This is a genomic window from Stenotrophomonas sp. PvP093 (genome assembly GCF_017876915.1).
GTDB lineage: Bacteria > Pseudomonadota > Gammaproteobacteria > Xanthomonadales > Xanthomonadaceae > Stenotrophomonas > Stenotrophomonas muris.
On record NZ_JAGIOX010000001.1, the window covers coordinates 367,370 to 379,781 of the forward strand.

Below are 12,412 nucleotides of genomic sequence, written 5' to 3' on the forward strand. Positions count from 1 at the left end.
CTCGGCTCTACAGTTGATGCAGAGACCTTGTGGAGCCGAGCCTACGCTCGGCTGCAATGCATCAAAGCAGCGCCAGGTACCCGCGCACGGTGGCATCCAGCCCGTCATACAGTGCCTCGCCGATCAGCGCGTGACCGATCGACACCTCCAGCACCTCCGGCACGTGGGCCAGGAAGTCGCGCAGGTTGTCCTGCGACAGGTCGTGGCCAGCATTGACACCCAGGCCGACGGCCTGCGCTCGTCGGGCAGCAGTGGCGAACAGCGCCAGCATCGCATCGGCATCGCCCGCCGCATGCGCCTCTGCATAGGGCCCGGTATACAGCTCGATGCGGTCCGCCCCCACCTCAGCTGCCTGCTCCAGCAATGGGTTGCCCGCGTCAACAAACAGGCTGACCCGACACCCCATGGCCTTCAGCGCAGCCACCAGCGGACGCAGGCGCTCGGCATCGCGTTCGAAGTCGAAACCGTGGTCGGAGGTGATCTGGCCGTCATCATCGGGGACCAGGGTGGCCTGCGCCGGACGGGTCTGTTCGCACAGCGGCAGCAGCCCCGGGTAGCCCTCGCGCGGCGGCGCGAACGGATTGCCTTCGATGTTGAATTCAACGCCACGCGCGCGGGTCAGCGTGGACAGGGCCAGCACGTCCTCGGCGGTGATATGCCGGCGGTCCGGCCGTGGATGCACGGTGATGCCATGCGCGCCGGCATCCAGGCAGGCCTGGGCGGCACGCACCACGCCCGGTTCGGCGCCGCCGCGCGAATTGCGCAGGACGGCGATCTTGTTGACGTTGACGCTGAGCTGGGTCATGGAACGGAACTACTTGGAAAGAGTGGACGGGTCGTGGTCGTTGTGGTCGTCAGTGCGGCGGGCCTGGGCCTGTTCGCGCAGGCGGCGCAGCTCCTCGGCATCGATCAGCGTGGCCGGGTCGCGCTGCAGGTCGCCGAAACGGGCCACGTAGCGGCCGCGCACCCAGGCCAGCAGGAAGCCGAGCGCCGCCAGCAGGCACAGGGTCATCAACCCCGCGCTCGGGGTCTTCAGCGCGAAGGCAAAGCAGCCCAGCGCCAGCAGCAGGTACAACCAGTACATAGTCGGGCTCCCCGGATGATCGCCGCAGTGTAGCGCTGCGTCAGAGCAGCGGCGAGGCCAGCCGGGCGAAGGCCTCGGGCAGGCGGTGCAGCCACAGCGAGCGGCCGGCCTGGTCGTGCACCCGCGTGGAACGGTCGAATTCGCCCTGCAGCAGTTCGGCCAGTGCAGCGACGCGGTCACGGTCGCTGATCATCATCGACAGTTCGAAGTTCAGCCGGAAGCTGCGGTGGTCGAAGTTGGCGCTGCCGACGATGCAGACATCGTCGTCGGCGATGAACGCCTTGGTATGCAGCATGCGCGGGCCGTACTCGTAGATCTTCACGCCCGCGTGCAGCAGTTCGTCGAAGTAGGACCGTGCGGCCTGGGTGACGAACCAGGAGTCGCTCATCTTCGGCACCAGCAGGCGCACGTCCAGGCCGCCCAGCGCGGCCGAGGTCAGCGCCATCCTCGCTGCTTCACCGGGCACGAAGTAGGGCGTCACCAGCCACACGCGCTCGTGTGCTTCCTGGATCGCCGCCACGTGCAGGCGGTGGATGGTCTCCCAGCCCGAGTCGGGCCCGGACACCAGCACCTGGGCGCTGATCGATCCATCCGCACGCAGCGGCATGTCGGCCGGCCACAGGCGGGCGATGTCGAAACGCGAGTGGTCCTGGCCACTGGCATAGAGCCAGTCCTCGGCGAACACCAGCTGCAGGCTGCGCACCACGTGGCCGCGGATACGCATGTGCAGGTCGCGGTAAGCGTCGGGCCTGCGGCTCTCGTCTTCCTCGTCAGTGATGTTGATGCCGCCGGTGAAGGCGAGGCGACCGTCGACGATCACCAGCTTGCGGTGGGTGCGCAGGTTCAGCCACGGGCGCTTGAACGGCTTCAGCAGCTGTCGCGGATGGAACCAGATCGCTTCGCCGCCGGCGTCCAGCAGTGGCTGCAGGAAGCGCCGGGGCAGGGCGGAAGAGCCCACCGCATCCAGCAGCAGGCGCACCTGCACACCGGCCTGCGCACGTTCGACCAGGGCATCGCGCAGTGCGGTGCCGGCATGGTCGGGGTTGAAGATGTAGTACTCCAGGTGCACGTGGTCGCGCGCCTGCGCGATCGCGTCGAGCAGCGCGGCATAGGTGGCTGCGCCGTCGACCAGCCAGGTCGCCTCGGTGGCACTGCTGGGCGCCAGTCCGGTGGTGGCCTGGGCAACCTTGGCCAGCTCGGTGCAGTCCGAATCGGGCGGGCAGACATCGCTGTAGTGCTCCATGCCCGAGCGTGCACGGCCACGACGCAGCCGTTGCCGCTTCACCTTCTGCGGCCCCAGCAGGTAGTAGATGAAGAGCCCGAGGTAGGGCAGCAGTGCCAGCGAAAGGATCCAGCTCAGCGTGGCCACCGGCTCGCGCTTCTGCAGCATGATCCAGCCCGCCAGCGCGAACAGGTAGAGCAGGTAGGCCACCGCCAGGATCGTGCCGAGGTGGGCGATGCCGTCGAGCCAATGGCGCAGGGAGTCGAAGAGGGCGAGCATCCGCCGATCATAGCGGCGCCTGCTGCCGGATGGGGTCGGATGGGGTCAGATCCCTTTCCTCAGGAAAAGGGATCTGACCCCAACCCGTGCGCCACGACGAGAACACAAAAAAACGCCCCTGTTTCCAGGGGCGTCTGCAGTCGCGTCATGACTGTTGTATTGCGGTGTAGCGTTTACTGCTGCACAAATCCGATCTTCTTCATCTGAGCATTCTTCGCGGCGGCCAGAACCTTGGCCATCACGTCGTACTCGGAATCCGGGCTGGCGTCGATGCGCAGTTCCGGCTGGTTGGTCGGGTCACGCTGGACCTCCTGCTCCATCCGCTGCTGCAGCTCGCTGGTATTGATCGGGCTGTTGTTCCACGAGACCTGGTTGCTGGCGTCGATCTTCAGCTCGATCGGCGGCGGCGGTTCGACCAGCTGCGGCGGTGGGTTGAGCACGCGCTGCGGCAGGTCCACGGCGATCGGGTACGTCATGATCGGCGCGGTCACGATGAAGATGATCAGCAGAACCAGCATCACGTCCACGAGGGGCGTGACGTTGATGTCTGCCATGGGGCCCTTGCCACCACCACTACTGAATGCCATGGCTTATTGCCCCTTTTCTTTGGTCGCAACGAAGCCGACGTCCAGCATGCCCTGTTCCTGCGCGACCTTGGTCAGGTCGTTGATGACGCGCATCTTGGTGGTGCGGTCACCACGCAGGTTCAGCGGCGGCTGCGGGGTCTGCTGTGCGGCGGTCGCCAAGCGGGACTCGAGAGTCTGCTTGTTGATTTCTTCGTCGTTCCAGTAGATCGAGCCGTCTTCCTTGACTGCCAGCGTGATCGGGTTCGGACGCTTTTCAGCATCTTCCGGCTTCTGGATCAGGTTGGCTTCCGGCAGATCCACCTTGACCTTGTGGGACATCAGGGGCGCCGTGATGATGAAGATGATCAGCAGCACCAGCATCACGTCCACGAGGGGCGTAACGTTGATGTCGGCCATGGGGCCGCCGCTGTTACCACTACTGAAAGCCATAACGGGCTCCGTCTAGATCTTGGTGACTACTTACTTCGTCGCTGGGTGACGCGCGCCGCAATTAGCGGACGCGCGAACCGGTGGCGAAGAAGTCGTGCAGGTCGTGCGCGAAGGTATCGAACTTGCTGATGGTCGCGCTGTTGATCTTGCTGAAGAAGTTGAAGGCGAACACGGCCGGGATTGCGACGAACAGACCGATCGCGGTCATGATCAGCGCTTCACCCACCGGGCCGGCAACGGCGTCGATCGAAGCGGAGCCGGTGGCACCGATCTTGATCAGCGCGCCGTAGATGCCCCACACGGTACCCAGCAGACCGACGAACGGAGCGGTCGCGCCGACGGTGGCCAGCAGGGTCATGCCCGACTGCAGCTTGTTGCTTTCGCGGGTGACGGCCTGGCGCAGAGCGCGGTCGACGAACTCCGAACGGCTCAGGTTCTCACCGACGCCGCCGGTAGCACCGCCTTCAGCGCGCTGGTGGTGGGCAGCGGCCTGGGCAGCGTCCAGGGCGATCTTCGAGAACGGCTCCGAAGCCGGCTGCTCTTCCATCGCACGGATGGCGTCCTGCGCGTTCGGGGTGTCCCAGAACAGGCTGACGACGCGGTCAGCGGCGCTCTTCAGGCGGGTGGCACGGAAGATGTTGATGACGGTCCAGTACCAGGACATGGCCGACATGGCGATCAGGGTCAGCAGCACGACCCAGGAAACCGCGAAATCACCCGGCTTGGTGGTCATTTCGTGGATCAGGTGCTCGAAGCCCATCTGCGACAGGGCGTTGGACGGATTGCCCCCGGCAGCAGCGGCGATGAAAATTTCCTGCAGCATGACGCTTACCTTTGTTGTGTGTGGTGATAAAGGGTGTAGCTAAGCTAAACAATCGAACCGGGAGCGGGGGTGGCCGGAGGGCCACCCGGACGCATCAGTTCAGCGCAAAGTTGACCGGGACGCGAACGCGACCTGCCGCCTTCTTACCGCCAGATTCAGCGGCGTTGAAGCGCCACTTGCGAGCTGCTTCCATCGCAGCACGGTCCAGGTCGCGGTTACGGCTGGACTTTTCCACCGTGACATTGGTGACGTTGCCGTTGGCATCGACATCAATGATCAGGATCACTTCGCCCTGGATACCCGCGCGGAAGGCGGCCGGCGGATAGCGCGGCGGATTCATGGCCTTCGACGAGATGTCCACGCTGGCCTCGATCGAGGTCGGCGGAGCCGGCGGCGACGGGGGCGACGGCGGGGTGACGATATCGTTCGGGCGCGGCTCCGGCACGTCCACGACCGGCGCCTGCGGCGGCGGCGGTACGGGCGACGGCTTCGGCGGCGACAGATTCTTCACCGGCGGTGGCGGAGTATCCTGCGGCGGCGGCGGCGGCGGCGGCGGTGGGGGCGGCGGCGGCGCGTCGACGATGGTCACCATGACGTTGCGCTCCTTCTCCGCGACGGCCTTGGGAGCCACGGCGGGAATGAGGAGCATCATGAAGGCGGCCAGATGCAGGGCAATTACAAACGCGATGCCGACGATGCGAGGCCAGCTCAGCCCCTTGTCATCGGGTTGTTCGTACCGGTGAACGACTAGTTGTTCCGTCATGCGCCAAGAGCTCAATAGTGGGGCCGGAATCCCGGGGGCGGGATCCCTGATCAGCGGTGCATGACACCGCAGGAACCTCCAAGCTTATACCAATCCTGAGCGCCTGCGCATCAACTGAGCAGGCATTCAGGCGTTATTCCTACTTACTTCAGGTTGATGATTTTTTTGGCATCCGCCTGGTTCTTCACGCCCTTCGCCAGCGCCTGCTGGGCGGCCTGCTTGGCCTCGGGGACGCGACCTTCGGCATGCAGGACGCGTGCCAGGTTCAGGTAGGTCTCACCGTCCTTGGAGAGCGGGGCAGCCTTCTGCCACGCATCGATCGCCTGCGGCACCTGGTCGGAGTAGTAGTAGGACTGGGCCAGCGCCAGGTAGACCTGGTAATCCGGCTTCAGGATGCCCTTCTGCAACCCTTCGTTGATGACCGCGATGACGTCCTTTTCCTTGTTCTCGGTGTTGGCATAGATCGAGTACAGCTGCTTGTACTCGCGCTCTTCGGTGAGCTGGCCGCTGCTGCGCAGCTTGTCCATCACCGCGGCGGCCTTCGGCATCTGGTCAGCCTGCATGTACATGTTGGCCAGATTCAGCTGGGCCTTCTTGTCCGTCGGGTTCTTGGCCGCCAGCGCTTCTGCGGCCTGCACGGCCTCACCGGTCTGGCCGGCTTCGGACAGGGCCGCCATCAGCAGCTGGTTCCAGTTGTCCTTCGGCTCGGCGGCGCCGGCGATGGCCTGCTTCAGCACCGGGATCGCTTCCTGGTAGCGCTCCAGCTGGTACAGCGCCTGGCCCTTGGCGATCAGCTCTTCCGGCTTGATCGACTTGCTCTCTGCGAAGTACTTGTCCAGGGTGGCCAGGCCTTCGGCGGTCTTGTCTTCCTGCAGCTGCAGCTGGCCCAGCATCAGCATCGACTGGAAGTGGCCGTTGTTGTCCAGGCCGTTGAACTGGATCACCTGCTTCAGGTACGCGATGGCGCCCGGCACGTCGTCGGTCTGGTAGGCGGCCTGCGAGGCCAGCTGCGCGGCCAGCGACTTGTCGTACTCGTTGGAAGCGCTGTCGGTCAGGATCGCGTCAGCCTGTTCGCGCGTCTCCGGGAACTTTTCCTTGTTGTAGCTGTCGATCATTTTCTGCAGCTTGCTGCCCATCTTGGCCGAGGCCTTGGCGGTCGGCTCCTGGCGGGTCGCATTCGGGTACAGCGGTTCGGCCTTGGCCTGCTTGCTGCTACCGCCGCGGCTGCCACGGTCGGAGGAACGCGAGGACTGCGCAAAGGCATCGGTGACCACGGCGCCGGTCAGGGCGGTCGCGACGAGGACGGAAAGCACAGCTTTGTGGTTACGGAAAATCATCGTTCACCTCGATCGAACCGCCGGATAGCGGCAAAGTCGGACTGTCAGAAAAATCTGAGCCGCCAAACGTATCAGAAACAGATGGCGTGAGAAATCGTTTTATGTGCTGCAATACAGCATAGAACTGCGCACTCATCCGCACTTTGGCCGCAGCCCGGCCGCCTGCGCCTGCTGGTAGACCGGCGTCAGGCCCGGTGCATCACGTCGCAGCTCCTGGATCCGGTTGGCCGGATCGGGGTGGGTGGACAGCCATTGCGGGCTGCGACCGCCGCTGGCGGCCATCATGTTCTGCCACAGGTCCACGGCCTGGGCCGGGTTGAATCCAGCCTGCGCCATCAGCCGCTGGCCAATCACGTCTGCCTCGCTTTCCTGCGTGCGCGAACCCGGCAGCAGGAAGGCCGCCTGCGCGCCCATCCCACCCAGCTGGTTGACCGTGCTGGCGGCGCCATCGCCATAGGCGGCACCGGCCAGCGCGCCCAGCACGGCCAGGCCGGTCTGCGCGCCCATCTGCCGGGTGATGCGTTCTTCGTGGTGACGCGCGATGACATGGCCGATCTCATGGCCGATCACGGCAGCCAACTGGTCCTGGTTCTTGGCGACGGTGAAAATGCCGGTGTTCACGCCCACTTTTCCGCCGGGCAGGGCAAAGGCGTTCGGTTCCTTGTCGACGAACACGGCGGTCTCCCACCGTACGCCACGGTACTGAGGCGGCAACTGCGCGACCAACGCGTTGACCACGCACTGCACGTAGCCGTTCTGGCGGCCATCGGTGCTGATCTTCTCTTTCTGCTTGGTCTCGGCAAACGCCTGCGCGCCGAGCTGGTCAAGCTGTGCCTGCGATACGCCGCCCACCATCTGCCGTCTTCCGGTTGGCGAGGTGGTGGTCGCACAGGCACTGACCACGGTGGTGATGACTAGAGCCAGCAGCAGTTGTTTCATGGGTCCGCCCCCGTGTTCATGTGCGCAGTGTGTAGCGTACCTGCTTAATCTTTCGTCAAGCGGGCACGGCGTTACGTTGACCCCAGGAACACCATTGCGGCGAGCGCCACCGCGTTGTTCAGCGCATGCGCCGTGATCGCCGCCCACAGGGTGCCGGTGCGGCGGTACAGCCAGCAGAAGGCGGCACCCATGCCGCCGTAGACCAGCCACAGCTGCGCCATGCCCAGCAGCGAGTTCTTGCTGACACCGGGCACTTCATGGACCAGGGCGAACGCCAGGCTGCTGAGGATGAGGCCCAGCCAGGGGCGGCCGGCCTGCCACAGGCGCCCGAACAGGACACGACGGAACAGCAGCTCTTCGTAGGCGGGGGCGAGGACGACCGCAAACAGCACCAGGAACAACGGGAAGCGCGCGATCGCGCTCTGCATCAGTTCCACGTTGGTCGGCACCGGCTCGATGCCGAACTGCTTGGAAAGGAAGGCGACGCCGTTGCTGCCAACCACGATCAGCGTGGCCACCAGCAGGGTCCAGCCCCAGGTGGAAGGACGCTGCAGCGCCTGTCGCGAGGCCAGGCGTTCGCCGGCGTTCGCCGGGCGCCGCCAGAAGTACAGCAGCAGCGCGGCACCACCGGTGGCGATCAGGGCCATCAGGATCTGGGCCAGGGCCCCGGGCTGGCCCACTGCCGCGCCGGCGCTGTCAGGTGTGAGTGCACCGCCATTGGCCGCGACGTTGGCGCGGCTGACCACGATCGCACGGTAGAAGCCCCAGAACAGTCCGGTGACCATGCTCAGGCCGACCAGGGTGACGGCGGCGATGCCCAGGTCGATGAAGAAACCTGCCAACGGTGCCACGGCGCGCGGCGGGGTAGACGGCGGCGGAACCGGAGGCGGAGCGGCGGAGACCGGGGCGGATGCGGACATCAGGTACCTGCGTTCAAGGGACGAAGGCCGGTGCAGCTCCCCGCGCACCGGCCAGGTCCCGATTGTGTCAGATATCCAGGTTGGCGACCTTCAGCGCATTGTCTTCGATGAAGTCACGACGCGGTTCGACCACATCGCCCATCAGGGTGCTGAAGATCTGGTCGGCAGCGACCGCATCCTCGATGCGCACCTGCAGCAGGCGACGGGTCTCCGGGTTCACCGTGGTATCCCACAACTGCTCCGGATTCATTTCACCCAGACCCTTGAATCGCTGGATCTGGCGGCCGCGCTTGGCCTCCTCGAGCAGCCAGTTCTGCGCCTTCGCGAAGCTGTCGACTTCGATCGACTTGGCGCCGCGGGAAATCGTTGCACCTTCGCGCACCAGCCCGTGCAGCAGCTTGGAGGCCTGGTGGATCGCGCGCAGTTCGCCACTTTCGAACGCCGACAGCGGCAGCACCTGGATGTGCTCCTCGCCCATGTGGCGACGGGTCACCAGCACGGCGGCGGGGCGCTCCTCGTTGGCCTCCTGCAGTTCCAGGCTGAAACGCGGGCTGCCCAGGCTGCCCTGGTTGAGGCGCTTGGCCAGCGCATCCAGGCCTTCGCCTTCGCCCGCATTGCGCAGGCTGTCCATGTCCATCGGCACGAAATCGACCAGCGCTTCGAGCAGGTTGCGGTCATAGCGGTGGGCATTGCGTTCGATGGAATCGAGCGCGGCGGCATAGGCCAGCAGCAGCTTTTCCAGCGCCAGGCCTTCGATGCCCGGTTCGCCGGTGGCCGGCACCAGCGCGGCGTTTTCCACCGCACTGCTGGCCAGGTAACTGTCCAGCGCCGGGTCGTCCTTCAGGTACAGCTCCTGCTTGCCCTGCTTGATCTTGTACAGCGGCGGCAGGCCGATGTAGACGTAACCGCGCTCGATCAGCTCCGGCATCTGACGGTAGAAGAAGGTCAGCAGCAGGGTGCGGATGTGGGCGCCGTCGACGTCGGCGTCGGTCATGATGATGATCTTGTGGTAACGCAGCTTGTCCGGGTTGTACTCGTCACGGCCGATGCCGGTGCCCAGGGCCGTGATCAGCGTACCCACCTGGTCGGAGGACAGCATGCGGTCGAAGCGTGCGCGTTCCACGTTGAGGATCTTGCCGCGCAGCGGCAGCACCGCCTGGTTCTTGCGGTTGCGGCCCTGCTTGGCCGAGCCACCTGCCGAGTCACCCTCGACGATGAACAGTTCGGACAGCGCCGGGTCCTTTTCCTGGCAGTCGGCCAGCTTGCCCGGCAGGCCGGCGATATCCAGCGCGCCCTTGCGGCGCGTCAGGTCGCGGGCCTTGCGCGCCGCTTCGCGTGCACGCGCAGCGTCGACGATCTTGCCGGCGATCGCCTTGGCTTCGTTCGGGTTTTCCTGCAGGAACTCTTCCAGGCGCGCGCCGAAGGCGTTTTCCACCGCCGGGCGCACGTCGGAGCTGACCAGCTTTTCCTTGGTCTGGCTGGAGAAGCTCGGGTCCGGCACCTTCACCGACAGCACCGCGATCATGCCTTCGCGCATGTCATCGCCGGTCAGGTTGATCTTGGCCTGCTTGGCGATGCCGTTCTGCTCGATGTAGTTGTTGAGCACACGGGTCAGCGCACCGCGGAAGCCGGCAAGGTGGGTGCCGCCGTCCTTCTGCGGAATGTTGTTGGTGAAGCAGTACATCGTCTCCTGGTAGGAGTCGGTCCACTGCAACGCCACATCCACGACGATGCCGTTGTGCTCGCCGGTGACCGAGATGACGTTCGGGTGCAGCGGGGTCTTCAGCTGGGCCAGATGCTCCACGAAGCTGCGGATGCCGCCTTCGTAGTGGAAGTCATCACGGCGGCCATCGCCACGTTCGTCGGCAAGGACGATCTTGACGCCGGAGTTCAGGAACGACAGCTCGCGCAGGCGGCGAGCCAGGATGTCGTAGTGGAATTCCACGTTGTCGTGGAAGGCGACCGTCGACGGCCAGAAGCGCACGGTGGTGCCGCGCTTGGTGGTGGTTTCCAGCTTGGCCAGCGCGGTCACGGCGGCGCCGTTGCTGAATTCCTGCTGGTAGTGGAAGCCGTTCTGGAACACGTCCACCAGCAGCTTCTGCGACAGCGCGTTGACCACGCTGACGCCGACGCCGTGCAGGCCGCCGGACACCTTGTAGCTGTTGTCGTCGAACTTGCCGCCTGCGTGCAGGACGGTCATCACCACTTCGGCGGCCGACACTTCGCGACCGAGCTTGGCGCTCATCTGCTCGTGCTTGCCGGTCGGAATGCCGCGACCGTTGTCGGACACCGAGACCGAGCCGTCAGCATGGATCGTTACTGCAACGTGATCGGCATGGCCGGCCAGCGCTTCGTCGATCGAGTTGTCGACAACCTCGAACACCATGTGGTGCAGACCGGTGCCGTCATGCACGTCGCCGATGTACATGCCGGGTCGCTTGCGGACAGCCTCCAGGCCTTCCAGGGCGGTGATGCTGTTGGCGTCGTAATTGCCGTTGTTTGCCGGGGTGTTCTGTTCGTCGCTCATTGCGCTTGCCGTAGGCTCCGCAGGTCGGCCACCGCTTGGAGCGATGCGCCGAGAATGAAAGGATTTCAACCCGAATTATACCAGCCGGGGTCGAGCGGCCCTGGTGTGCCCACTATGGCACAGCCACGATCTGTGCATGTTCCACGTGGAACCGGGCGATGTGGGTCAGTTCCTGCAGCGCCGCCGGCGTTTCGGTGGCGGTGATGAAGATCTGCGCCGGCCCACCGAGCAGGCGCTGCAGAACCCGCGCCTGGTGGGTGCGATCCAGCTCCGAGCCCAGATCGTCCAATGCGATCACCGGCCATTCGCCGCGCTGTTCCGCGTAGTCCTCGGCCTGCGCCAGCAGGCAGGCCAATGCCGTCAGCTTGGCCTGGCCGCGGGACAGCGCATCGCGACCCGGAATGCTGTGGAAATCCACGCTCCAGTCTGCCCGGTGCGGACCGACCGAGGTGTATCCGGCCTGGCGGTCACGTTCCCGGGCCAGAAGCAGCGCATCGGCCAGAGGGAGCTCGTGCCGACGCCAGCCCGGGCTGAGTTCCAGTGCCTGGATGCCGAGCTGCGGGGCCAGGCTGGAAGCCAGCGCCACGGTGCGCTGCTGCAGACGCTCCAGGTAGTGCTGCCGACGGCTGGTCAACGGTTCGCCGGCTTCAGCCAGTTCGTGATCCCAGGTATCCAGCATCCGCGACGGGCCACCTTGCTTGAGCAGGGCATTGCGCTGTTTCAGTGCCCGCGAATACCGGCGCCACAGGGACAGGAAATCAGGTTCCACGTGGAACAAGCCCCAATCGAGGAATCGGCGGCGGGGTTCACCACCACCGCTGACCAACGCATGGCTGCCTGGCTCGAATGTGACTACCGCAAGCGCTGCGCACAGATTGCCGAGCTGGGCCACGTCTTCGCCGTCCAGGCGCCCCTTCCAATCCTGGCCACTGTGCCGCAGGCCGGCCTTTCGGCGGTGCGGCGGGTGATTGGCACGTTGTTCGTCCCATTCCACGAAGATTTCCAGCGCTTCCTGGCCCTGGCGCACCAATCCATCGCGGACACGACCACGGAAGCTGCGCCCATAGGCCATCAGGTGCAGGGCCTCGAGCACGCTGGTCTTGCCGGCACCGTTGTCGCCGGTCAGCAGGTTCAATCCCGGCTGGGGCGACAGCTCCACCGCATTGAAGCGACGCAGTTGGTGCAGGGCGAGGCGGCGGATAAGCATGGGGCGCGAAAGACCATCCGCACGGGGCGGCAGAGGGGCAGGGAATTCATCAGCTTACTGCATCGGTCAAGCCGGACGTGCCCGGCCAGCTATCCGGCCAGCTATGGAGCAGTTACCGCAGGTCTGCCTGCGCCCTGACCGCTGGTTCCACGTGGCGCTGTTTCCTCATCCCAGCAGATGCGGGTCTCGGCAAGCCCGGAAATCCTTCGATTCTGCGAAGGGTAGCGGGGGTGTGAGCCTTGGATTTCGCCGATTTCAGGCGATGCCGTGGACAGCGCTTGCCTCGTCGCCGGCG

The 12,412-nt window shown here is 65.3% G+C and carries 12 protein-coding genes; all 12 read right to left on the reverse strand.

Going from position 1 to position 12,412, the window contains the following annotated elements:
• Positions 1 to 61 precede the first annotated feature (61 nt).
• A complete protein-coding gene (locus J3A72_RS01695; RefSeq protein WP_075075944.1) occupies positions 62 to 805 on the reverse strand; it encodes a pyridoxine 5'-phosphate synthase in 744 nt (247 codons plus the stop codon).
• A gap of 9 nt (positions 806 to 814) precedes the next feature.
• A complete protein-coding gene (locus J3A72_RS01700) occupies positions 815 to 1,084 on the reverse strand; it encodes a hypothetical protein (RefSeq protein WP_075075945.1) in 270 nt (89 codons plus the stop codon).
• A 40-nt stretch (positions 1,085 to 1,124) separates the two neighbouring features.
• Complete coding sequence (cls, locus tag J3A72_RS01705) at positions 1,125 to 2,585, reverse strand: cardiolipin synthase (protein WP_075075946.1); 1,461 nt, start codon at positions 2,583 to 2,585, stop codon at positions 1,125 to 1,127.
• 173 nt (positions 2,586 to 2,758) lie between these two features.
• Positions 2,759 to 3,172: a biopolymer transporter ExbD gene (locus J3A72_RS01710; RefSeq protein ID WP_005411740.1), complete on the reverse strand. Its 414-nt coding sequence runs from the start codon at positions 3,170 to 3,172 to the stop codon at positions 2,759 to 2,761.
• A gap of 3 nt (positions 3,173 to 3,175) precedes the next feature.
• A complete protein-coding gene (locus tag J3A72_RS01715; protein ID WP_005421196.1) occupies positions 3,176 to 3,601 on the reverse strand; it encodes a biopolymer transporter ExbD in 426 nt (141 codons plus the stop codon).
• A gap of 61 nt (positions 3,602 to 3,662) precedes the next feature.
• Positions 3,663 to 4,424 carry a TonB-system energizer ExbB gene (gene exbB, locus J3A72_RS01720; protein WP_005411738.1) on the reverse strand — a complete coding sequence of 254 codons (762 nt, stop codon included), beginning with the start codon at positions 4,422 to 4,424 and terminating at the stop codon, positions 3,663 to 3,665.
• 94 nt (positions 4,425 to 4,518) lie between these two features.
• On the reverse strand, positions 4,519 to 5,076 hold the full coding sequence (locus tag J3A72_RS01725) for an energy transducer TonB (protein ID WP_172601398.1): 558 nt from the start codon (positions 5,074 to 5,076) through the stop codon (positions 4,519 to 4,521).
• A 254-nt stretch (positions 5,077 to 5,330) separates the two neighbouring features.
• On the reverse strand, positions 5,331 to 6,524 hold the full coding sequence (locus tag J3A72_RS01730) for a tetratricopeptide repeat protein (protein ID WP_075075947.1): 1,194 nt from the start codon (positions 6,522 to 6,524) through the stop codon (positions 5,331 to 5,333).
• A 132-nt stretch (positions 6,525 to 6,656) separates the two neighbouring features.
• The gene (locus J3A72_RS01735) at positions 6,657 to 7,463 is read right to left on the reverse strand and encodes a M48 family metallopeptidase (RefSeq protein WP_014645409.1); all 807 of its coding nucleotides are present in this window, start codon (positions 7,461 to 7,463) and stop codon (positions 6,657 to 6,659) included.
• 71 nt (positions 7,464 to 7,534) lie between these two features.
• Complete coding sequence (locus J3A72_RS01740) at positions 7,535 to 8,383, reverse strand: type II CAAX endopeptidase family protein (RefSeq protein ID WP_046433405.1); 849 nt, start codon at positions 8,381 to 8,383, stop codon at positions 7,535 to 7,537.
• A gap of 67 nt (positions 8,384 to 8,450) precedes the next feature.
• Positions 8,451 to 10,910, reverse strand: a complete 2,460-nt coding sequence (gene gyrB, locus J3A72_RS01745) for a DNA topoisomerase (ATP-hydrolyzing) subunit B (protein ID WP_014645407.1) — start codon at positions 10,908 to 10,910, stop codon at positions 8,451 to 8,453.
• 112 nt (positions 10,911 to 11,022) lie between these two features.
• Complete coding sequence (gene recF, locus J3A72_RS01750) at positions 11,023 to 12,117, reverse strand: DNA replication/repair protein RecF (RefSeq protein ID WP_014645406.1); 1,095 nt, start codon at positions 12,115 to 12,117, stop codon at positions 11,023 to 11,025.
• Between the last annotated feature and the right edge of the window lie 295 nt (positions 12,118 to 12,412).

Excerpts from the sequence above, each read along its gene's own strand:
- gyrB (WP_014645407.1), bottom strand. The coding sequence starts at position 10,910 with ATGAGCGACGAACAGAACACCCCGGCAAACAACGGCAATTACGACGCC.
- recF (WP_014645406.1), bottom strand. The coding sequence starts at position 12,117 with ATGCTTATCCGCCGCCTCGCCCTGCACCAACTGCGTCGCTTCAATGCG.
- exbB (WP_005411738.1), bottom strand. The coding sequence starts at position 4,424 with ATGCTGCAGGAAATTTTCATCGCCGCTGCTGCCGGGGGCAATCCGTCC.
- J3A72_RS01735 (WP_014645409.1), bottom strand. The coding sequence starts at position 7,463 with ATGAAACAACTGCTGCTGGCTCTAGTCATCACCACCGTGGTCAGTGCC.
- J3A72_RS01700 (WP_075075945.1), bottom strand. The coding sequence starts at position 1,084 with ATGTACTGGTTGTACCTGCTGCTGGCGCTGGGCTGCTTTGCCTTCGCG.
- J3A72_RS01715 (WP_005421196.1), bottom strand. The coding sequence starts at position 3,601 with ATGGCTTTCAGTAGTGGTAACAGCGGCGGCCCCATGGCCGACATCAAC.
- cls (WP_075075946.1), bottom strand. The coding sequence starts at position 2,585 with ATGCTCGCCCTCTTCGACTCCCTGCGCCATTGGCTCGACGGCATCGCC.
- J3A72_RS01725 (WP_172601398.1), bottom strand. The coding sequence starts at position 5,076 with ATGATGCTCCTCATTCCCGCCGTGGCTCCCAAGGCCGTCGCGGAGAAG.
- J3A72_RS01740 (WP_046433405.1), bottom strand. The coding sequence starts at position 8,383 with ATGTCCGCATCCGCCCCGGTCTCCGCCGCTCCGCCTCCGGTTCCGCCG.
- J3A72_RS01730 (WP_075075947.1), bottom strand. The coding sequence starts at position 6,524 with ATGATTTTCCGTAACCACAAAGCTGTGCTTTCCGTCCTCGTCGCGACC.
- J3A72_RS01710 (WP_005411740.1), bottom strand. The coding sequence starts at position 3,172 with ATGGCATTCAGTAGTGGTGGTGGCAAGGGCCCCATGGCAGACATCAAC.
- J3A72_RS01695 (WP_075075944.1), bottom strand. The coding sequence starts at position 805 with ATGACCCAGCTCAGCGTCAACGTCAACAAGATCGCCGTCCTGCGCAAT.